We start from the raw sequence: 21244 nt of genomic DNA on the forward strand, positions 1-21244 counted from the left end.
GCTCGGATCGTGTCGCGCGCAACGGGTCGGTAACGGGTCGCGAGCGAACGTGCCGCAGGGCTACCCACAATCGCGTCGGAGTAATCGGCCGGCGTCGAATCGCGGTCCACGGACGACGAATGACTCCGGACGCGGTTGGGTACACCCCGACGGTCCGAAGGCGTCGTCACGTCGTGGGGAGGGAATCGTGGCCGATCGCATCGACGATCTCTGGGGCGGGCGCACCCCGTACGCGCCGGGTGAACGATGGCCGGTCCGGGTCGATCAGCATCTGGGCGACGGAATCGGTCCTGACGAGGTGCAACGTTGGGTTCGCTCGGCGTCGGTCCTGCATTCCAACGGCGATGCCCTCGACATCGCGGTGGTCGACGACCGGATCGTCGGCGTCCGCGGCCGGGCCGACGACCGTGTCAACCGTGGTCGCGTCGACGTCAAGGATCTCTACGGATGGCAGGCCAGTTCGTCTCGGGACCGACTGACCCGCCCGCTCGTCCGGCAGCACGGTCGGCTGGTCGAGGCGACGTGGGACGACGCAATGGGACGCATCGTCGAACGGTCCCGGGCTCTACTCGACGAACACGGACCCGCCGCGATCGGCTTCTACACGTCCGGACAGCTCTTCTTGGAGGAGTACTACACGCTCGGGGTCATCGCGCACGGGGCCATCGGCACCGACCACGTGGACGGCAACACCCGGTTGTGTACTGCGACGGCCGCAGAAGCGCTGAAGGCCTCGTTCGCCAGCGACGGTCAGCCCGGCACCTACACCGACCTCGACCATGTCGACACCATCGCGCTGTTCGGTCACAACATCGCCGACCCAGACCGTCACCTGGATGCGCATCCTCGACCGACTCGCGGGTCCCCACCCGCCGGCCATCATCTGCGTCGACCCGCGGACGACGCCGGTGGCCCGGCATGCCACCGTCCATCTGGCACCGCTGCCCGGCACGAACGTCGCGCTGATGAACGGGCTGCTGCACGAAATGATCGCCAACGATTGGGTCGACCACGACTACATCGACTCGCACACAGTCGGTTTCGACGACCTGCGTCGGATGGTCGACGACTATCCACCGGAACGCGTCGCCGAGATCTGCGATGTCCCGGCCGACGATCTCCGTCACGCCGCACGTCTGTTGGGCAGCGCCGAACGACTGGTGTCGACGGTGTTGCAGGGCTTCTACCAATCGCACCAGGCGACCGCCGCGGCGGTTCAGGTCAACAACATCCACCTCATCCGGGGGATGCTCGGGCGGCCCGGTTGCGGTCTGCTGCAGATGAACGGCCAGCCCACCGCCGAGAACACCAGGGAGTGCGGGGCCGACGGCGATCTCGCGGGGTTCCGCAACTGAGAGAACGACGCCCACGTGCGCGAACTGGCCGACCTGTGGAACTCGTACGGCAAGAATTGCTCACCGGCGAGCCGCTACAACCCGATGAGTACCGCGACCTCAACCCGGCGGCGCGGGCGCTGGTCAAGGCGGCGCCACACCTGCCACCTCCCGAGAGTCCCAGTGCCGACCACCCTTTCGCGCTGATCACGGGACGAACGGTCTACCACTTCCACACCCGCACCAAGACGGGCCGCGCTCCCGAACTCGACGGGGCGGCGCCGGAGGTGTGGGTGGAGGTCAACGCACTGGATGCCGCGCGCAGCGGTGTGCACGACGGCGACCTCGTCGAGATCGCCAGCCCGCGCGGCGCGATCCGCGCAACGGTGCGGATCGCCGCCATCCGTCGCGGCGTGCTGTTCGTGCCCTTCCACTACGGGTACTGGGACGCTGACGACGACATCGGGCACCATCGCGCGGCCAACGAGCTGACCATCACCGACTGGGACTCGGCGTCGAAGCAGCCGATCTTCAAGATGGGTGCCGCGGCGATGACGCTCGTGACTGCGAAGTGCGGGATTCGTACCGAAATCCGGTACGAATCCCGCACTCCGCGATCCGGCTACGAGTCGAGCTTCGACGCGCGGAGTTCATGCCCCTTCGACGTCAGGCAGCGTCCCGTGGGCAGATCCCACTGCCATCCGTGCAGATTGCAGGTCAGCTTTTCGCCCTCGATGACCCCGAACTTGCCGAGATCGGCCTTGAGGTGCGGGCAGCGCCGCTGGATCTCCCAGCCGTCCTTGGTGATCGACGCCGAGTCGTCGTGTGCTTCGGCGAACCAGCCGTCGGCGTAAGCGATCCGTTCGTCGGTCAGGCACTTGAAGAAGGTGTAGAGGAACTCGTTGTAACCGCCGATGCGCCAGGTGGTGAACCGCGTCGACAGGAAGATGGTGTTGACCCAGTCGGGCTCGTTGTCGCGCAGGACGGTCCGGACCAGCTCGGTGGCGATCCGGAAACCGTAGCGGTACTTGCCCTCTCCCTCCTTGGGCTCGCGCACGATGCGGTTCGGGAAGTCGATCACGACGGTCTCGGTGGCCTCGATGACCGGGCCGCCGCCGGGGGTCATCACCAGTCCGACGGGGTAGCCGATGCCGTCGCAGATCAGATCCGACTGCGCCATGATCGGCTCGAACAGCTCGCGGAGCGCGCCGATCAGCGGCTCGCCCTCGGCCGGCGCCCACGTGGCCTTCTCCGCGGCGATGACCGGTGCGAACTTCTCCTTCATCCGCTCGAGGTAGGCCCGCTTGTTCTCGCCGAAGACATCGGCGGGCGCGTAGGGATGGGTGACCTCGTTCAGCGTCGGTCCCGAGAAGTCGGCGACCGAACCCGACACCATCATCAGGCCGCGGTGCTTCTCGCCGTCGTCGGTGCCGTGGATGCGCATCTGCTCCAGGAAGGTCTCCTGGTCCGGGAAGATCGACGTGGTGTCCGCGGTCTCGCCGGACCCGAAGTCGTTGAGGTAGAACAGGTCCTCGTCGAGGAACATCGGCGGTCCGGCCGACGGCACCACCCACGTCGCCCCGACCTGCTCGATATAGGAACGCGCACGGTCCATTCCGCGCTGACGTTTCTGAGAGGCGAAGTTGGCCTTGGACTTCCGCGGAATGTCGTAGACCATCGGGTACCAGATCGCGCCGGAGTACTGCAGCAGGTGGACGTCGACGTGCCCGAACGCCTCGTCGACGACGTCCAGGTCGATCGGCCGGGCGTCGTTCATGTTGAAGCACACCGTCTCGCCGTCGGAGACGATGAGTCCACTGTCGCCGATCGGGCCGTCGGCGGGCGCCCGCAACGCGATGATCATGACGTCCAACGAACCCTTGTCGTTCGTCACCGTCGTCTTGACCGAGTCGGTGGTTTCCACGAACTTGGAGAATCCGAGCTTCTCGAGTTCGCGGCGCAGGTCCGGCACCGGGTAGTCGGGGAGCAGGACGGTGGCGTCCTTGTTCACGTTCTCGCGCAGGTTCCGCTCGTCGAAGTGATCGCGGTGCAGGTGCGAGACGTAGAGGTAATCGCAGTCGCCGAGCGTCTTCCAGTCGAGTTCGGAGTTGTCCGGGAAGGGCACCCAGGAGGCGAAGTACGTCGGGTTGACCCAGGGGTCGCAGAGGATCGATCCGGCGGTGGTCTGGATGTGGAAACCGGCATGACCGATGCTGGTGATCTGCACGAAGGGGCCTTTCATGGTGTGCGCGGGGCTGCGCGGCAGGGCACGACAGACGTCCAGGGTATCGAGCCGTGCCGGACTGGTGCGTGGGCCATGAGTCCCGCGGGATGCTCACCGTGAGGAGTCTCACGGGTCCCGTCGTGATGAACGTCGGTCACGGCGACCAGGCTGCCGACGGCGGCGAGGGCGCCGAGGAGAGTGGCTAAGCTCTCTCGCATGGAACCCGTGTACGACACCGTGATCACCGCCGCCCGCCTGTTGTGGCTGGCCGAAGGTCTGAAGTTCAAGGTGTCGGGTGTGGAACACGTACCGGCCGACGGCCCCGGCGTCGTCGCGATCAACCACACCGGCTACCTGGACTTCACCTACGCGGGTATCCCGGCCTACCTGCAGGGCCGTCGCAAGGTCCGCTTCATGGCGAAGAAGGAGGTCTTCGACAACAAGATCTCCGGGCCGATCATGCGTTCGCTCAAGCACATTCCCGTCGACCGCGCGCAGGGTGCGGACAGCTACCGCAACGCGGTCGAGTACCTCAAGCGCGGCGAGCTCGTCGGGGTCTACCCCGAGGCGACGATCAGCCGGAGCTTCGAGCTGAAGGCCTTCAAGTCCGGTGCCGCCCGCATGGCGATCGAATCCGGCGCGCCGATCGTCCCCACGGTGATCTGGGGTGCGCAGCGCGTGTGGACCAAGGGGCACCCCAAACAGCTGGGGCGCACCGGGTACAAGATCTCCATCGGCGTCTGCGAGCCCCTCGAGGCCACGGGCAGCGCCGACGCCCTCACGGCCAAGCTGCACGAGGTCATGAGTGCGAAACTCCTCGAACTGCAGGATGCCTACGGCGAGCACCCGAAGGGTGAGTTCTGGGTCCCCGCCCGGCTCGGCGGTTCGGCGCCGACACTCGAGGAGGCCAACCGGATGGACGCCCAGGAGCAGGCGGAACGTGCCGCCAAACGCGAGCCGCGGAAGGACGACCCCGGGGTCGTCTGATCGACTGTCGGCCGGTGAGGCGGCGTTAACCTGGACCCATGAGCGCAGCCAGGCACGGACACCGCGAGCCGGTGTATCGCACCTTGGAGCTCATCGCCAACGGGATCGTCCGGGCGCAGGCTCTCGACCTGCACTTCACCGGCATCGAGAACATCCCCGACTCCGGCGGCGCCGTGCTGTGCGTCAACCACACCGGCTACGTCGACTTCCTGCCGCTCGCGCTCGGGGTGCAGCGGGCCGGACGCCGGACCCGTTTCCTCATCAAGTCCGAGGTCATGGACATCGGGATCATGCGGTTCCTGGTCAACCACACCAAGACCGTCCCGGTGGACCGGTCGCGTGGCGCCGAGGCGTATCGAGCCGCGCTCGGTCGGCTGCGGGACGGCTACATCGTCGCGGTCTATCCGGAGGCGACGATCAGCCGCAGCTTCGAGCTCAAGGAGTTCAAGAGCGGTGCGGCCCGGATGGCCGCCGAGACCGGGGTGCCCATCATCCCGGCGATCGTGTGGGGTGCCCACCGCCAGTGGACGAAGGGCGGACTGCGGAACATCGGCCGGAGCCGGCTGCCGGTGCATGTCCGGTTCGGTCTGCCGTTCACCCCAGCTCCGGGTGAGTCCCCCGAGCGTGAGACCCTGAGGCTCCGCGACACCATGAACTCGATGCTCATCGAGGTCCAGGACGCCTACGGTCCGCACCCGCCGGGTGAGTTCTGGGTTCCGTCGCGACTGGGCGGTTCGGCACCGACACCTCAGGAAGCCGCGGTGATCGAAGCCGACGAGGCGCTCCGCAAAGCCGAGGCGCGGGCGAGACGAGCCGCCGAGAGATCACGGTCGAGAGAAAGCAGACGCTGATGACATTCGGTCCACCCACACTCATCGCCAGCGACGTGGACGGAACCCTCATCGACGACGAGAACCGGGTCTCCCCGCGCACGCTGGCCGTGCTCGCCGCCGCCCGTGCCGCCGGTACGGAATTCGTGCTGGCCACCGGTCGCCCCCCGCGCTGGATCGCCGAGATCACCGACCAGTTCGCCGGCACCGACGCGTTCGTCCGGTACGCGGTGTGCGCCAACGGCGCCATCATCTACGACGCCGAGCACGACCACGTGCTCTGGTCGGCCAATCTCGAACCCGACGCCCTGGTCAAACTCGGCGAGATCGCCTACCAGCAGATCCCGGGATGCGGCATCGCGGCCGAGCGGGCGGGCCGTTCCGCACACGACGCCGCGACCGCACCGTTCGTCGCGAGCGCCGGCTACGAACACGCATGGCTCAACCCCGACCACGTCGAGGTCGGTGACGACGAGGTGTTCGGCGATCCGGCCGTGAAACTCCTGGTCCGTAAGCCGGGCATGGCCTCCGACGAGATGGCTCGTCGTCTGGAGCCGATGGTCGGCGACCTCGCCCAGGTGACCTTCTCCACCGACAACGGGCTCATCGAGCTGTCCGTACCGGGCACACACAAGGCGTCTGGACTCGCCCGGCTCGCCGAGCTCACCGGACTCCCCGTCGATGCGGTGATCGCGTTCGGCGACATGCCCAATGACGCCGAGATGCTCACCTGGGCGGGCCACGGGGTCGCGATGGGACACGGTCATCCGACCGCACTCGACGCCGCCGACGAGGTCACCGTGGGCAACAATGACGACGGCGTCGCGAAGGTGCTCGAGCGTTGGTTCGCCGGAACCTGATCCGTCCCCGCGAATCGCCGGACCCGGCTCAGGCCGCCGGCGGCACCGGGGCGGGGGCACCCGGTTCGACCGGCGGCGCGGGGGCACCGGGTGCGGCCGGCGGAGGTGCCGGGGCTGCGGGATCGGCGGGCGGCGTCGGTTCGGGTGCCGGCGGGGCGCCGCCGGCGAGCGCCCGGATCGCGGTGAGCGCCGCGTAGCCGTGGACTCCCGGACAGCTGGTGCTGTTGTAGTCGCGGTGCCCGGAGATGACCGGCAGGTTCGACTGCGTGCCCGCCGCGAACTTGGTGCCCGCGAACCCCTCTGAGGTCAGCGTCGCCGTGCCCGCCGGGTTGAGTCCGGCCTTGCCGAGGCGCCAGCGCAGGAACTTGCCGGTCGCCGACACCATCGCCGCGGTCGGCGGCGCCTCCTCGAGGTTGCCGATCATCGACACCCCGAGGGTCTCCTTGTTGAACCCGCCGGTGTGCGTGCCCTCGACATTGCGGTCGAGTCCGCCGAACGCGCCCTCGAAGATCTGGCCGTACTTGTCGATGAGCACGTTGTACCCGATGTCGCACCAGTTCAGGCTGCGTGCGTGATAGGCGTAGATGCCCCGGACGATCTCCGCGGACTGCTGCGGGGTGTAGTCGTTGCTGCCGGCCGTGTGGTGCACGATCGCACCGCGCATCTGCGGCGAGTACACCGGCTGCGAACACCGGATGGACTCGTCGGCGCCCCAGGCCTGGCGGGCCACGACCTGCGGTCCGCCGGTCAGCGGCGACAGCAACGACGAACCCAGGCCGAGCAGGCTCTCGGGGCTGATGAGCGTCGCCTTCAGCGCATTGAGGGCAACCGTGGCCAACTCCGTCACCACCGTGCTCGCGGTGCCGACGGCCAGCTGGGCGAGATCGCCGCCCTGGGTTTCCGCCGCCGGGATCGCGAGGCCGTCCTTGCTCGCGGCGACCTGCACCTCACGTGCGTCGCCCACCCAGACCGGTTCGGTACCGACCGGGTTCTTCGCGCTGGGCGCCTGTCCGCGGGAGATCTGCTCCAGGACCGTCCACGGTCCCCACTTGCCGTCGGGGTTCTTCGCACGCAGCTTGAGGTCGACGTCCACGGGTCGCTCCCAGGTGAACGCCACCATCTTGATCGGCGCCTCGCGCACGATGTGCGTGACCGCCGCCCCGACCTCGCGGCCGTCGGCCATCGTCGGTGTCGCCGGGGTCGTGCTGCTCGGGTTCGATCGGGTCGGGGTCCCCGGTGCCCGGTCACCTCGAGGCGCCGGCTGTTCCCGCGTCGTCGACGGTGCCGACCGCTCGCTGCTGCTGGGCGCCTCGGTCGTCGGGGTGGCGGCGGGTTCGGTTGTCTCCGAGCTGGTTTCCGGCGGCGACGATTCTGCCGAGGGGGATTCCGGCGGCGACGATTCTGCCGATGACTCCCTCGACGGCGATCCCGACGGGGCAGAGGGATCGGTGCTCGACGATGAGCCGGCTCCCGGGACGAGACCCTTCGGCAGCGGGACCGTCAGATCCGGCAGCGGGAACGCGTCCGGATCGATCGGCGGCAGTTCGACCCCCGCCGCGGCGAGGCCGGACGTCGCCACGTCGACGATGGCGGCGGGCAGTTCCCGTAACGGGACCTGCTCGATCTCGGTGTTGGAGACCGTCTGCTTGTTGTCCACCAACTGTGGTTCGGACTGGCTCGCGATCACCACGAACGGGCTCGCGACGACCGCGGCGGCGATCGCGGCGAGCGCGATCGAAGGTTTCGGTCTGGGGTAACGCACTCAGGTCTCCTCGCAGGTTGGTCGGACCGCGGCGCTGGTGCTCCGGGGGTGTGGTCGGGTCCGCTCAGCCGTCGACATCAGCGCAGCCGACGGCGTCGAAGCCACCAGGACTTCGAAGTCGTCGACTGTGCTCGGTACGGCGGTCATCGTCGCCGTCAGGCATCGACGACGGCGGCGACACACGCCGCGCATCGGTAACTCGTGATGTTCTTGTTATCTGTGTGACGGATGTGACTGATGTGTTGATGCTCGACGATGAGGTGGCAATGAATCCGGGGACCTGACCCCCGCGCCAGAGGTCACGGCGGCCCGGGCAACTCGTGATCCGGTTGTGATCCCCTCGGGTTGGTGATCGGCATCTGAATTCACTAGGGTCACTTAAGTCCCAATCGTCACATCAGTCACAGGCGTTACGAGCGGTGCAGAAGTTCGCCGCCCGCGGCTGGTGTCGTCGCGACCGAAGGATGTGTTCTGCAGTGACCAAAGCCCGACCTACACGGCTTCTGCCGCGATGGCCGGCGAGCGGTGCGCGGCCCGGACGGGCCCGCAACCGCGCGTTGACCTGGGCCGCGGCGGGGCTGGCGCCCGCACTGCTGGCCGGTGGACTCGCTGTCGCGAGCTCATCGGAATCGGCCGAACAGGTCGAGCTCTCGGTCGGGTCGACGGTGACGCTGATCGGGCACGGTCATGGCCACGGCCGCGGAATGGGGCAATGGGGAGCGTACGGCTACGCCCGCAAGGGCTGGACGGCACAGCAGATCTTGCGCCACTACTACGGTGGCACCACCGCGGGGAAGGTGGACAGGCCCGAGATCCTGGTGGCCCTCACGGGTCAGGGCTCGGTGAATGTGCACGCGGACGCCGGCATGCGAGTCGGTGGTCAGACGGTGGCTCCCGGGCAGGCGGTCAGCCTGTCCGGGGGCACGGCCACCATCCGCAGCGGGTGCGGCGGCGGTGTGGTGCGGTCGGTGCCGGCCACCTTCGTCGAACCCCTCAGCATGGCGCCCAACCGCCCGGCCGGTGAATTCCTCAAGTTCTGCGGATCGAACAAGGCCTACCGCGGGGCCATGGGACTCGAAGGCGGGCGCGTGGTCAATCGCATCCACATCGACGACTACGTCAAGGGCGTCATCCCGCGCGAGAGCCTGCCCGCCTGGGGCGACTCCGGCGGCGCGGCGGCGCTGCAGGCGCAGGCCGTGGCGGCCCGCACCTACGCACTAGCGGCGATCGCGGGCGGCAAGAAGATCGACGACACCCAGAATTCGCAGGTCTACGGCGGTGTCTCGGGCGAGGACCGCCGGACCAACGCGGCCGCCGACGCCACCGCCGGCCAGATCCTGATGCAGAACGGTCAACCGGCCTTCACCGAGTTCTCCGCGTCGACCGGCGGCTACACGGCCGGCGGACGTTTCCCGGCCGTCGTCGACGAGGGCGACACGGTCTCGCCCAACCACAACTGGACCGCCACCGTCAGCGCGGGCAGCATCGGAATGGCGTTCGGAGTCGGTGCGCTGCGGAGCTTCGAGGTGATCGAGGCCAACGGCCTGGGCGCCGAACACGGACGCGCGATCAAGGTGCGCGCGGTCGGCTCCGGCGGGACCGCGGAGGTGAGTGGCGAGGAAGCTCGAACCAAGCTGCAGCTGAAGTCGTCGTGGTTCGCGGTCCAGGGTCAGCCCTCGCCGCCGCGGATCGTCAAACCGCCCACCGGCCCGGCGTCGCCCGGCGGCGGGGGTATCGATTTCGGCAGCCTCAACCAGCTCGCCGAACAGATCCTGCCCGGATCGTCGAAGTTCCTCGACATGGCGACGTCGGCGATGAACGGACGGTTCGCGGACCTCGGCGGGATCACCGGACCGCTGGGCCAGGCGCTCGGTGTGCCGACCCTGACCCCCGACGCCGCGGGCGTCACCCAGCTCTTCGAGAAGGGGATGATGTTCTTCACCCCGGCCACCGGACCGCGGGTCCTCGTCGGCAAGGGGCTCGAGCGCTACCAGGATCGCGGCGGCATCCCCGCGCTCGGTTTCCCGAAGCGCGACGCGTTCCGCTGAGAGCTCAGTCGCCTTCCGGTCCCGCCTTGACGATCTGGGTGGCGACCTCCACGAGTTTGGTGTTGGTGTCCTGCGACAACCTGGCGAGCAGTGCGAACGCTTCGTCGGCGTCGAGCCGGTAGCGCTCCATGATCATGCCCTTGGCCTGGCCGATGATGTCGCGCGAGCCGAGCGCGGCGCGCAGTTGCTGCTTCTCCTGGATGGCCCCGAAGGCGGTCGCGGCGTGCGCGGCGAACAGCTCGCCGAGTTGACGGGCCTCGGCGGTGAATGCCGCCGGTTCGGTGCTGTGAAGATTCAGCGCGGCCGAGTCATCGCCGTCGATGTAGAGGTAGAAGCAGGCCATCGACCGGATACCGAGATCGGCTGCCGCAGCCGCGAAGTTCGGCCAGCGCGTCTCGGTCCGCATGTCGTCGATCCAGACGGTGAGATCGGAGACCGCAGCCCGGATGCACGGGCCCTCGCCGAGGTCCCGCTGCAGATTGTCGGCCTGGCCGCCGAGGTCGCCGACCATCACCGGCGTCTCGATGGTGCCGTTCGCGACGAGGGTCACGGTCGCGTACTCGGCTCCCGGAATGGCGTCGACCGCGAATTTGGTCATCGAACGAAGCGCTGCTTCGGTGTCGTCACTCTCGCGGCGCATCTCGCCGGCGATGCGCGTCATCTGAGCCCCGAAGTCCGCCAACTCGGTCACTCCTGCCTCCTCGTGAGACGTTGTTCAGAGCGCTTCGACTGGACCGACAGCAAAGCGCAGGCTTCGAACTCCCCCAGGCGTTCAAAGAGATCATTATGCCGTACGGTGCGCGTCCGCGACGGTGACGAGTCCTTCTCGTTGCGCGACCGACCCGATGGGTGATGAAGTCATCACGTCGACGCAGAAGTCCGTGTCCGAGTACGACGCTGACGGGTGCAACGCCGACGACCGCAGGGCCGCGTGCACCTCGTCACCGGTTCGCGGGTACTCCTCGACCCGCCACCGCCAGTGCACCGCGAGCACCTCGCCCGTCGGGGTCAGACATTCCGGCAACCGTGCGATCAGTTCGTCGAGATCCGCGTCACCGAGGTAGTAGAGGACCTCACTGAGGACGATCAGGTCGAACTGGCCGGGCGGCCAGTCGGAGACGATGTCGCCGACGTGCACCTCGACGGAGTCGTGGCCGTCGAGTCGCTCGCGTGCGAGCTCCACCGCGCGCGGACTGACGTCCGTGCACAGCAGATGATCGGCGCGCGTGGCCAACTGCGCGCTGAGCACGCCGACCGAGCAGCCGGGCTCGAACACCGACCCGTACCGGGGAGAGCTCAAGGCCGCCAGGCTGAGGGCGTACTTTCGTTGTTCGTACCACCGCGACGTGAAGCCCCAGGGGTCGTCGCTGTCTCGGTACATGTCGTGGAAATAGTTGTCGGCGAGCCCTTCTCGGCTCCCGGCGGTGTGGTCGTCGGCCATGTCGTCCGTCCTGATGATCGTCGGTGTCGAGTGCCGTCCCGGGCCCTCGTCGATGCCGATGTCGTGAGCGTCTTGAGTTCACACGAAGACGAACTCCCGATCGCGGAGCAGGCGGTCGAGGATGTGCGGTCCGAGGACGGTGGCGTCTTCGGGGGCGGGTGACAGCGGGCGGATCTGGGTGTCGAAGGCCTGCACGGCCTCTCGTTTGGCGGCCTCGAGATCGTCGTTGAGGACGAAGGTCCGCATCCGCTCCCACGGGATGTCGGGATCGTCGGGTGTCGCCCAGTGCCACATCCAGATCGGATACATCCAGGTGGGGACGCCACATCGGTCGCCGACGCGTCGGGCACCCCGTCCGACGGCCTCGTGGTCGGGATGACCGTCGTGCGCCCACACCGCCAGCAGGGCCGTCGGGGTCTCGGGCTGCTCGGCGAGGGTGTGCTCGACGATGGCCTCGATCTCGTCCTCGTGGTCGGCGAGCGTGCCGTCGCCGAGCCCGCACCATCGCGTCGGTTCGATGCCCAGAACCGATGTCGCGGAGTCCACTTCGGCGCGTCGTCGGATCGCCAGCTCGGCGGGCGAGAGCGTGGGCGAACCAGGGTGCGACGCCGAGCCGTCGGACAGGCAGAGCGCGACGACCTCGATGCCACGTCGGTGGGCAGCCGCCATCAGCCCGCCGACTCCGAGTACCTCGTCGTCGGGATGGGCGGCCAGGACCACGAGCCGCCGGACGCCCGGCTCGAAGTCGGGCCACGGACCCCGCGCGGCGAACCACCGTTGCCATTCGACTTCGGGAGTTCCCTCCGCCGAGGTGGGGGTGGCGCCGAAGCGGTGCGTCGAGGGGGAGCCGTCGGCGGTCATGGACCCGCCGATCCCGGTCCGGGTGGGACGCCGTCGGTCAGTGCGCCGAGTACTGCGAGGTCTCGATCGGCGTGGGACTGCCGGATGTAGACGGTGAGATCGGCGACGGCCTGCGCGTGACCGGCGTCGGCGGACAGCGGGCCGGGACCGAGCGCGCGTCCCACCCGGTCGATCACCGCGGTCGCGACCTGTTCGACCGACCAGCGCACGGCGAAGGCGAGTCGTTTCGACGGCGCGCCCGGGTCGGTGTCGATCTCGCGTGCCGCGGCCTGCAGATGCGCCCAACCGGACGCGAGATGGGCGTCGACCGCGCCGGCGTGCATCAGCAGCAGCGGGTCGTCGGAACGGGCGGCCGCGCGGTAGAGCGGCGCCGCGACCTTGCGGGCCCCGCCGAACCAGCATGCCGCGACCCCGATCCCGCCGTGCCAGAATCCCGGCCGGTCGAGGTATGCGCCCGGTTCGCCGATCGCGTCGGCGGGCACGGCGTCGAACGTGACGGTCCCGGTGTCGGAGTCCCGCATGCCCGCGTTGGCCCAGCCCGAGCTGTCCGCGGAAACCCCCGGGTGGCCGAGGTCGACGCCGAACAACCGGTTGCCGGTGTCGGTGCGCGCGGTGACCAGCGCGTGGGTGCACGACGACGCGCCCGAGCACCACTCCTTGGTCCCGCTCAGTTCCCAGCCGTGTGCGCCTCGGCGGGCGTCGACGCCGCTCCCGCGGGTCTCGGCCGCCCACACACCCCAGAACTCGCCCGGGGCGGTCCCGCCGTCGCAGATCTCGGCGAGGATGGCGTCGGCGTCGGCGTGCGCCTCGACGAGGCGACCCGTGCTGATGTCGTCGGAGCAGGCCCGGACGAGGGCGGCGAACCGGTCGAGGGTGCATCCGCCGCCCGGGCGGGGGAGCGCGAAGGACGGGTCGCCGACGATCGCGCGTGCCCGTGCGGGCGTCACCCGGCGACCTCGTCGGGCCGGGCCCCGGACAGCTGCCGCAGGTAGCCCGCGAAGCCCTGCCGTGCGCGCCCGTCGCGTCGCGTCGAGGTGCGGACCGGCGCGTGCGCACCCCGCTCGATGACCGCGCCCGCGGCATGCAGGCGGTCGACGAGATCGACGTCCTCGTCGGTGTCGAGCTCGCGGAAACCGCCGACGTCGGCGTAGGTCGAGGCGCGGACGCCGAGATTGGCGCCGTGGACGTGACCGTGCCCGGGGGACGGGTCGTACTCCCGCAGGTACATCTCGCCGGTTCCCGCCGGCCACTCGTCGAAACCGTCCGGGGTGACCGTGCCCACGTACGCGTCCGCCCCCGCATCCGCGGCGGCGACATGCTCGGCGAGCCAGTCGCGCGGAACCGTCGAATCGGCATCGGTCGTCGCGAGCCACGTGGTGGCCGGTTCCGACGACGACGGACCCATAGACGCGAAGCCGGCTCCGCGCGCCGCGCCGACACAGCGGACGTCGACCACCACGGTCGACACCTCGTCCGTGACCAGCGTCGCGGAGTCGTCGTCGCAGGCGTCGAGCACCACGATCACCTCCACGGGGATCGGCACCGCCGTCGCCGCGGCCTGCAGGGCTTCGAGGCACGCGGGCAGACGCTCGGCCTCGTTGTGGACGGGCACCACGACGACGATGCGCTCGATCGGAGCCGTTGCCTGGTGTTCCTTGGGGAGCCCCGGAGCCTGCGGGGACACCCGGTCGTCGGGCGATCGTACGAACAGCGGCGTCACTCAAACCCCGAACTGGTCACAGGAGAGGATGGGGCCCGGGGGCTACAGGCCGACGTTCGAAACAATACCCGGCTTCCGTGCCAGGCCACGTGGCTCGGAGATTACTCAGGGAGGGTCCGTTACCCTGAGGACCCGTGGCAACCAGTAGCAGCTATGACCTGATCGTCGTCGGCTCCGGATTCTTCGGCCTCACCGTCGCCGAGCGGGCCGCGACGCAGCTGGGCAAACGGGTCCTCGTGCTCGACCGGCGCGACCACCTCGGTGGCAACGCGTACTCCGAAGCCGAGCCGACGACCGGCATCGAGATCCACAAGTACGGGGCGCACCTGTTCCACACGTCCAACGAGCGGGTGTGGGAATACGTCAACCAGTTCACCGACTTCACCGGCTATCAGCACCGGGTGTTCGCGCTGCACAACGGGCAGGCCTACCAGTTCCCGATGGGCCTCGGGCTGGTCAGCCAGTTCTTCGGCCGTTACTTCAGTCCCGACGAGGCGCGGAAGCTGATCGCCGAGCAGGCCAGCGAGATCGAGACCGCCGAGGCGCGCAATCTCGAGGAGAAGGCGATCAGCTTGATCGGCCGCCCGTTGTACGAGGCGTTCATCAAGCACTACACCGCCAAGCAGTGGCAGACCGATCCCAAGGAACTGCCCGCGGGCAACATCACCCGGCTTCCGGTCCGCTACACCTTCGACAACCGCTACTTCAACGACACCTACGAGGGTCTACCTGTCGACGGTTACACCGCGTGGCTCGAGAACATGGCGGCCGACGACCGCATCGAGGTGCGCCTGTCCACCGACTGGTTCGACGTCCGTGAGCAGCTGCGCGCCGACAGTCCCGACGCCCCGGTCGTCTACACCGGCCCCGTGGACCGTTACTTCGAGTACTCGGCCGGCCGACTCGGCTGGCGCACACTCGACTTCGAGACCGAGGTGCTCGACACCGGCGACTTCCAGGGCACACCGGTGATGAACTACAACGACGCCGACGTCCCGTTCACCCGTATCCACGAGTTCCGGCATTTCCATCCCGAGCGGGACTCCTACCCCGACGACAAGACGGTCATCATGCGGGAGTTCAGCCGGTTCGCCGAGAACGACGACGAGCCGTACTACCCGATCAACACACCCGAGGACCGGGCGATGCTGACCACCTACCGTGACCTCGCCCGCACCGAGACCGCAAGTGCCGGAGTGTTGTTCGGCGGTCGCCTGGGCACCTATCAGTACCTCGACATGCACATGGCGATCGCGAGTGCGCTCACCATGTTCGACAACACCCTGGCACCGCATCTGCGTGATGGTGCGCCGCTGGTGGCCGACCCCGCAGGAGCCGAATAGATGACGGTGACTCCCGTGAACCAATCCGAGATCCCCGACGCCGGAGTGGGGCCGTCGAAAGCGAAATCCCTTCTGCAGCGGGTGATCTTCCCGCGCGCAGGCGAACCCCTCGACGTCCGGTCGCTGTACGTCGTGGAGTCCGAGAGCAACAACCGCCGGGCGCACGCCCCCAGCCGGACCTCGGTGCTCCTCGGTGCCGAGTCCGAGGTGAGTTTCGAGACCTACTTCAACGCCTTCGCCGCGGCCTACTGGCGCCGCTGGAGCATCCTCGACTCCGTGGTGCTCCGCGTCGAGGTGATCGGCACCTGTCGCGTCGACCTGTACCGCTCCAAGGTCGACGGGTCGCGTATCGGCATCGGCGGTGATCTCGTCGACACCGACGAAACCGGCCGCGGCGTAGTCGAATTCGAGCTGGACCTCGGCCCCTTCGAAGACGGCGGCTGGATCTGGTTCGACGTCACCACCGACACCGACACCGAGATCGTCTCCGCCGGTTGGTACGCGCCCATCGAGGCGCCGACCCCGGACGCGGAGACCAAGCGCGTCACGGTGGGCATCCCGACCTTCAACCGCCCCACCGACGCGGTGAACGCGTTGGCCGCGTTGACCTCCGACCCCATGGTCGACGAGGTGATCGACGCGGTGATGATGCCCGACCAGGGCACCAAGAAGGTCGTCGACGAACCCGGGTACACCGAGGCCGCGGCCGCTCTCGGCGACCGGCTGCACATCTTCGACCAGGGCAACCTCGGCGGCTCGGGCGGGTACGCGCGCATCATGTACGAGGCGCTGCGGCTCACCGACTCGCCCTACGTCCTCTACATGGACGACGACATCGCGATCGAACCCGACTCGATCCTGCGGGCGCTGGCCATGTCGCGATTCGCGAAGGCGCCCATGCTCGTCGGCGGTCAGATGCTGAACCTGCAGGACCGCAGTCACCTCCACTGCATGGGTGAGGTCATCCGGCGCGACACCTTCATGTGGACCGCGGCGCCGTTCGTCGAGTACGACCACAACTTCTCCAAACACCCACTGCGCGACCGCGAGAACTCGAAGAACCTGCACCGGCGGATCGACGTCGAGGGCAACGGTTGGTGGATGTGCATGATCCCGCGCGAATGTGCGGAGCAGATCGGCCTCCCGATGCCCCTGTTCATCAAGTGGGACGACTGGGAGTTCGCACTCCGCGCGTCGAAGGCCGGTTACCCCACCGCCACCGTGCCGGGTATCGCGATCTGGCACATGGCCTGGAGCGACAAGGACGACGCGATCGACTGGCAGGCGTACTTCCACCTGCGCAACCGGCTCGTCGTCGCTTCGATCCACCACGACGGTCCCATCAAGGGGATCGTCCGGTCGATGACCAAGGCGACCGCGAAACACCTCCTCTGCCTGGAGTATTCGACGGTCGCGATCCAGAACGAGGCGATCCGGGACTTCCTCGCCGGACCCGATCACATCCGCAGTCTGCTGCCCACCGCGCTGCCGAAGGTCGCGCAGATGCGCAAGCAGTATCCGGACGCGGTCGTCCTCCCCTCGGCGACCGAGCTGCCGCGGACCTCGGGCGAGGCAACGCATCTCGGGACCTCGATACCGCTGAACCCGATCAGCAAGATCAAGGCGCTGACCGCCGCGGTGGTGAACAATGTCCGCCCGGCCGATCCCCGGCATCACGAGGTGCCGCAGGCCAACTTCCCACCGATCGAGGCGCGATGGTTCTCCCTCGGACGGGTCGACGGTGTCACGGTCACCACCGCCGACGGCCGCGGCGTCGTCTACCGGCAGCGCGACCGCGAGAAGATGATCGAGCTCGCCCGGGAACATTTCGCCCTCGTGAAGGAATTGCAGGACAAGTTCCCGGAGATGAAGCAGCAGTACAGGTCCGCACACCGCGACCTGACGTCGAAGGAGAGCTGGGCGGGTGTCTTCGGAATCTGATGGTCCGGTGATCGGCAGCGGGGGCGACACGGTCCTGGAGGACCGTGCGGAGACGGGGAAGGTCCCGGCCGACGACACCCCGCGTCCCCTGAACGGCGAGGAGAAGGCGCTGGTCGCCATCCAGGCCGGGCTCGGCGCCCGCCCGGGCGTCCGCCCGGCCGCGCGCGGACTGTCGCACGTGGGCGAGCACGCGCTGGGCTGGCTCGCGATCTCGGGGACCGGTTGGGCCCTGGCCCGCCGCCGCGGTGACGTACGGGCGCAACAGCTCTGGCTCGAGGCGGGAGTGGGCGCCTTCGGCGCGCACGCCGCGTCGGTGATCATCAAGCGGATCGTGCGCCGCCCGCGGCCCGCACACCCGGCGATCGCCATCGGGGTGTCGACGCCGAGCAAACTGAGTTTCCCGTCCTCACACGCCACCTCGACCACCGCGGCCGCGATCCTCATCGGCCGCGCCGCCGGCTGGGACCCGAAGGTGCTGCCCGCTGTGCTGGTCCCGCCGATGCTGCTGTCCCGACTGGTGCTGGGCGTGCACTACCCGACCGACGTCACCGCGGGTGCCGCGATCGGTGCCGCGAGCGCAGCGGCGGTCATCGTGGGCGATAAGGTGCTGCTCGAACCCACCCGGAATGACCAGGAGTCCGGACGTGCCCGCCGCGCGGCGCGCGTCCTGGCCCGGCTCGGCCTGACGGCCGCGGTCCCCGGCGGGACGCTGCGTCTTGCCGCGTCCCCCGTCATCGCGCGGGTGACACGACACAGGGAGAGTGCATGAGCGAGGAGCCGATCGAGCACGGGAAGGTTCTCGGACCGCCGAAGAACCTGACGTCCGGGCTGATCAAGGCCGTCCGGCCGCGGCAGTGGGTCAAGAACGTCCTGGTGCTCGCCGCTCCGCTCGCCGCGGGCAACATCACCGACGTCTCGGTGCTGGGCTCCGCCGGTATCGCCTTCGTCGCCTTCTGCCTCGCCGCGTCGAGCATCTACCTGGTCAACGACGCGATGGACGTCGAGTCCGACCGCAACCACCCGACCAAGCGGTTCCGGCCGATCGCGGCCGGCGTCGTCCCGGTGACCCTGGCCTATGTCCTCGCCGCCGTCCTCCTCGTCGGCTCGATCGGCATCGCGTTCCTCGCCAACTGGCAGACGGCCGTCGTCATCGCCATCTACCTGGTGATCCAGCTCGGCTACTGCTTCGGCCTGAAGAACCAGGCCGTCATCGACATCTGCATCGTGTCGTCGGGCTTCCTGCTGCGCGCCATCGCCGGTGGTGTCGCCGCCGAGATCGTGCTGTCGCAGTGGTTCCTGCTCGTGATGGCCTTCGGGTCGCTCTTCATGGCGGCGGGTAAGCGCTACGCCGAACTCCAGCTCGCCGAACGCACGGGCGCCAAGATCCGCAAGGCCCTCGAGTACTACACGACCACCTACCTGCGCTTCGTGTGGACCCTGTCGGCGACCGCGGTCGTGATCTTCTACGGCCTGTGGGCCTTCGACAAGGGCGACACCAACGTCGCGTACGCCATCTCGATGGTGCCGTTCACCGTGGCGATCCTCCGTTACGCCGTCGACGTCGACGGGGGTGCCGCGGGCGAGCCCGAGGAGATCGCGCTCGGCGATCGTGTCCTGCAGCTGCTCGCCGTGGCGTGGCTGGTGTGTGTGGGTGTCGCGGTCTATGCAGTCAATTGATGAGTCGCCAACCGGATTCCGGGCGCTGACGACCGGCCGCACCAAGGTCGCGGTCATCAGTTTCGTCGTCGGGGCCGCCGTCGTCACGACGTTCTTCGCGATCGGTGCGTGGCAGCGCCGGTGGATCGCCGACGACGGACTCATCGTCCTGCGGACGTTGCGCAACCTCTTCGCCGGCAACGGTCCGGTCTTCAACGCCGGGGAGCGGGTCGAGGCGAACACCTCGACCGCCTGGACCTACCTGCTGTGGTTCTGGGCGTGGCTCACCGACGGTCAACTCGAGTACGTCGCGCTCTGGGTGGCGCTGGTGTGCTCGGTCGCCGCGATCCCGATCGCGATGTACGGCAGCGCGCGACTGTTCGGGACACGCATCGGCGGGCTCACCGGCGACGGCTGGACCCTGCTGCTGCCGTTCGGCGCGGTCATCTACATCGCCATTCCGCCCGCGCGCGACTTCGCCACGAGCGGGCTCGAGAACGGACTCTGCATCTTCTGGGCGGCCGTCCTGTGGTGCCAGCTCGTCGCCTGGGCGCGGCGCGGCCCGCGCACGAGCCGCAGGAGCGCGGCGGCCACGCTCGTACTCGCCTTCACCGCCGGTCTGGCGCCGCTGATCCGGCCCGAACTGGCGATCCTCGGCGGCCTCGTGCTGCTGCTGGTGTTCTTCGCGCCCCTCGGCTGGAAGATGCGTCTGGGCGTCGTCGTGGTCGCGGGGACCCTGCCGGTCGGCTACCAGATCTTCCGGATGGGCTACTACGCCCTGCTGGTTCCCAACCCCGCGGTCGCCAAGGACGCCAGCGGTGCCAAGTGGGACCAGGGCTTCGCCTATCTGACCAATCTCTTCGGCCCCTACGTGCTCGTGCTGCCGGTCGTCCTGGCGGCGGTGGCCGGGGTGCTGCTGGTCGTCGGCGGCCGCATGCGGTCGAAGAGGGCCGACGCCACGGGTGCCGACGCGACCGCGGATTCGGTTGACGCAACGGCCGACTCGACGACGGACACCCGGTCGACGCGCCTCGCCGGATGGTCGCGCCGGCTGCAGTCCTCGACCGCGGTCGTGACCGTCGTGGTCCTCGCCGGCATCGTGCTGATCGTCTACTGGATGCGTCAGGGCGGCGACTTCATGCACGGCCGGGTGCTGCTCGTTCCGGTCTTCATCACCCTGTTGCCCTTGATGGTCGTGCCGGTGACGATTCCCGCCCACGTCGGTGCGGCGTTCCGTCGCCGGCCGTCGACGGACTCCGAGTCCGTGATCTCCGACCCGGTGGACGACGCGGCTCCGGCGCCCGAATCCAGCCCCGCCGACCGCCGGCGCGCGCGGGCCCAACTGGTCGGCGCGGTGGCCATGAGCGCAATGTGGATCACCGTCGTGGTGTGGGCGGTCTCCACCCACGCCAACGTGCTGCCGAACGCGGGCATCGACATCGGCCGCAGCGGCATCGTCGACGAGCGCCGCTTCTACGTCACCAACATGGGCAACGAGAATCCCGTGACCGCCGAGGATTACCTCGACTACCCGCGCATGAGCGCGATGGTCGAGAAGATCGACGAGTACCGCGAGGACGGCGGCGTCATCCTGCCGTCGTTCAACTACGACGAGTGGTACGTGGCGCAACTTCCCGGCGTGATGCCGAAGGGTGCCGAGCGGCAGGTGACCGTCTACTTCCTCAACCTCGGCATGACGAGCATGAACGCCCCGCTGGATGTGCGCGTCATCGACCAGATGGGTCTGGCGTACCCGCTCGCCGCGCACACCGAGCGTCTCGAGGACGGCCGCATCGGCCACGACAAGATCCTGCCGAGCGAGTGGGTCGTCGCCGAGGCCGGGGCATACCCGCGCCGTCCCGTGCTGCCCGGGTATCTCGACGAGGACCTGGTCCGCCAGGCCCAGGTGGCGCTGCAGTGCCCGGAGACCAAGGACCGGTTCGCCTCATTCGAGGCGCCGTGGTCCTTCGACCGCTTCAAGCACAACCTGCGCCAGGCGTTCACCTTCAACAGCTATCGCATCCAGCGTGAGCCGGAGTACGAGATCCAGCGCTGCGGCCTGGAGATGCCACCGCCGGTGAATCCGCGCTAGTGACGCGCGCCCGGGCGCGGCAGCCAACCACACGACACCAAGAGAATCCCGAGAAAACGCGGGGTCAACCTGTGGAGTTGCCGTCGAACATCTCGGATCGGTAACGTCCCCGTGGGCGCGGCCGATAGAAAGGTCGTGACTGAGG

The 21244-nt window shown here is 68.6% G+C and carries 16 protein-coding genes and 1 pseudogene; 10 read left to right on the plus strand and 7 right to left on the minus strand.

The annotated features are described in order from the left end of the window. Positions 1 to 184: 184 nt before the first annotated feature. Positions 185 to 2072, plus strand: a pseudogene (locus MVF96_RS01485) (molybdopterin oxidoreductase family protein). On the opposite strand, the gene MVF96_RS01490 reads toward MVF96_RS01485, so the two are convergent. Further along, entirely contained in the window at positions 1957 to 3561 is a 1605-nt protein-coding gene (locus MVF96_RS01490) for a Rieske 2Fe-2S domain-containing protein (protein WP_165629214.1), read from the minus strand. The pseudogene MVF96_RS01485 and the gene MVF96_RS01490 sit on opposite strands and share 116 nt — an antisense overlap. Positions 3562 to 3774: 213 nt before the next feature. On the opposite strand from MVF96_RS01490, the gene MVF96_RS01495 reads away from it, so the two are divergent. The 3 genes from MVF96_RS01495 to MVF96_RS01505 are packed head-to-tail and all read left to right on the plus strand — an operon-like array spanning position 3775 to position 6235. Continuing rightward, positions 3775 to 4545 (plus strand): lysophospholipid acyltransferase family protein, encoded by a 771-nt coding sequence (locus tag MVF96_RS01495; protein WP_058250924.1) that lies wholly within the window; start codon positions 3775 to 3777, stop codon positions 4543 to 4545. A gap of 38 nt (positions 4546 to 4583) precedes the next feature. Next, on the plus strand, positions 4584 to 5396 hold the full coding sequence (locus MVF96_RS01500; protein WP_065631261.1) for a lysophospholipid acyltransferase family protein: 813 nt from the start codon (positions 4584 to 4586) through the stop codon (positions 5394 to 5396). After that, positions 5396 to 6235 (plus strand): Cof-type HAD-IIB family hydrolase, encoded by an 840-nt coding sequence (locus MVF96_RS01505; RefSeq protein WP_065631260.1) that lies wholly within the window; start codon positions 5396 to 5398, stop codon positions 6233 to 6235. The genes MVF96_RS01500 and MVF96_RS01505 overlap by 1 nt, the downstream gene beginning before the upstream one ends. A 28-nt stretch (positions 6236 to 6263) precedes the next feature. On the opposite strand, the gene MVF96_RS01510 is transcribed toward MVF96_RS01505, so the two are convergent. Next, complete coding sequence (locus MVF96_RS01510; RefSeq protein WP_065631259.1) at positions 6264 to 7997, minus strand: peptidoglycan recognition protein family protein; 1734 nt, start codon at positions 7995 to 7997, stop codon at positions 6264 to 6266. Between the two features lie 464 nt (positions 7998 to 8461). Between MVF96_RS01510 and MVF96_RS01515 the strand changes: the two genes are divergently transcribed. Next, positions 8462 to 10045, plus strand: coding sequence for a SpoIID/LytB domain-containing protein (locus tag MVF96_RS01515; RefSeq protein WP_247450911.1), 1584 nt, complete (start codon positions 8462 to 8464; stop codon positions 10043 to 10045). A 4-nt stretch (positions 10046 to 10049) separates the two neighbouring features. On the opposite strand, the gene MVF96_RS01520 is transcribed toward MVF96_RS01515, so the two are convergent. From MVF96_RS01520 to MVF96_RS01540, 5 genes are all read right to left on the minus strand, one after another. After that, entirely contained in the window at positions 10050 to 10736 is a 687-nt protein-coding gene (locus MVF96_RS01520; RefSeq protein WP_226512100.1) for a GAF and ANTAR domain-containing protein, read from the minus strand. Positions 10737 to 10829: 93 nt separating this feature from the next. Next, positions 10830 to 11486, minus strand: coding sequence for a class I SAM-dependent DNA methyltransferase (locus MVF96_RS01525; protein WP_247450913.1), 657 nt, complete (start codon positions 11484 to 11486; stop codon positions 10830 to 10832). Between the two features lie 78 nt (positions 11487 to 11564). Continuing rightward, the gene (locus MVF96_RS01530) at positions 11565 to 12347 is read right to left on the minus strand and encodes a PIG-L deacetylase family protein (RefSeq protein ID WP_247450915.1); all 783 of its coding nucleotides are present in this window, start codon (positions 12345 to 12347) and stop codon (positions 11565 to 11567) included. Continuing rightward, the gene (locus MVF96_RS01535; protein ID WP_247450916.1) at positions 12344 to 13294 is read right to left on the minus strand and encodes an acyl-CoA dehydrogenase family protein; all 951 of its coding nucleotides are present in this window, start codon (positions 13292 to 13294) and stop codon (positions 12344 to 12346) included. The genes MVF96_RS01530 and MVF96_RS01535 overlap by 4 nt, the downstream gene beginning before the upstream one ends. Continuing rightward, positions 13291 to 14067, minus strand: a complete 777-nt coding sequence (locus MVF96_RS01540; RefSeq protein ID WP_247450918.1) for a glycosyltransferase family 2 protein — start codon at positions 14065 to 14067, stop codon at positions 13291 to 13293. Before MVF96_RS01540 ends, MVF96_RS01535 begins: the two co-directional genes overlap by 4 nt. Before the next feature lie 134 nt (positions 14068 to 14201). Here MVF96_RS01540 and glf point away from each other — a divergent pair, with 134 nt between their 5' ends. Genes glf through MVF96_RS01565 form a run of 5 tightly spaced genes read left to right on the plus strand, consistent with a single transcriptional unit; the run spans position 14202 to position 21099 of the window. After that, positions 14202 to 15410, plus strand: a complete 1209-nt coding sequence (glf, locus tag MVF96_RS01545; RefSeq protein ID WP_058250931.1) for a UDP-galactopyranose mutase — start codon at positions 14202 to 14204, stop codon at positions 15408 to 15410. Continuing rightward, positions 15411 to 17351 carry a glycosyltransferase gene (locus MVF96_RS01550; protein WP_247450920.1) on the plus strand — a complete coding sequence of 647 codons (1941 nt, stop codon included), beginning with the start codon at positions 15411 to 15413 and terminating at the stop codon, positions 17349 to 17351. After that, positions 17335 to 18120: a phosphatase PAP2 family protein gene (locus MVF96_RS01555; protein ID WP_374100779.1), complete on the plus strand. Its 786-nt coding sequence runs from the start codon at positions 17335 to 17337 to the stop codon at positions 18118 to 18120. Before MVF96_RS01550 ends, MVF96_RS01555 begins: the two co-directional genes overlap by 17 nt. Further along, on the plus strand, positions 18117 to 19028 hold the full coding sequence (locus MVF96_RS01560; protein ID WP_065631254.1) for a decaprenyl-phosphate phosphoribosyltransferase: 912 nt from the start codon (positions 18117 to 18119) through the stop codon (positions 19026 to 19028). The genes MVF96_RS01555 and MVF96_RS01560 overlap by 4 nt, the downstream gene beginning before the upstream one ends. After that, entirely contained in the window at positions 19015 to 21099 is a 2085-nt protein-coding gene (locus MVF96_RS01565) for an arabinofuranosyltransferase AftB family protein (RefSeq protein WP_247450922.1), read from the plus strand. Before MVF96_RS01560 ends, MVF96_RS01565 begins: the two co-directional genes overlap by 14 nt. Positions 21100 to 21244 lie beyond the last annotated feature (145 nt).

It is taken from the genome of Gordonia hongkongensis (genome assembly GCF_023078355.1).
GTDB lineage: Bacteria > Actinomycetota > Actinomycetes > Mycobacteriales > Mycobacteriaceae > Gordonia > Gordonia hongkongensis.

Bases quoted from the DNA above. Each gene is read 5' to 3' on its own strand.
- MVF96_RS01495 (WP_058250924.1), top strand. From the start codon at position 3,775: ATGGAACCCGTGTACGACACCGTGATCACCGCCGCCCGCCTGTTGTGG.
- MVF96_RS01500 (WP_065631261.1), top strand. From the start codon at position 4,584: ATGAGCGCAGCCAGGCACGGACACCGCGAGCCGGTGTATCGCACCTTG.
- MVF96_RS01505 (WP_065631260.1), top strand. From the start codon at position 5,396: ATGACATTCGGTCCACCCACACTCATCGCCAGCGACGTGGACGGAACC.
- MVF96_RS01515 (WP_247450911.1), top strand. From the start codon at position 8,462: ATGTGTTCTGCAGTGACCAAAGCCCGACCTACACGGCTTCTGCCGCGA.
- MVF96_RS01525 (WP_247450913.1), bottom strand. From the start codon at position 11,486: ATGGCCGACGACCACACCGCCGGGAGCCGAGAAGGGCTCGCCGACAAC.
- MVF96_RS01530 (WP_247450915.1), bottom strand. From the start codon at position 12,347: ATGACCGCCGACGGCTCCCCCTCGACGCACCGCTTCGGCGCCACCCCC.
- MVF96_RS01550 (WP_247450920.1), top strand. From the start codon at position 15,411: ATGACGGTGACTCCCGTGAACCAATCCGAGATCCCCGACGCCGGAGTG.
- MVF96_RS01560 (WP_065631254.1), top strand. From the start codon at position 18,117: ATGAGCGAGGAGCCGATCGAGCACGGGAAGGTTCTCGGACCGCCGAAG.
- MVF96_RS01565 (WP_247450922.1), top strand. From the start codon at position 19,015: ATGCAGTCAATTGATGAGTCGCCAACCGGATTCCGGGCGCTGACGACC.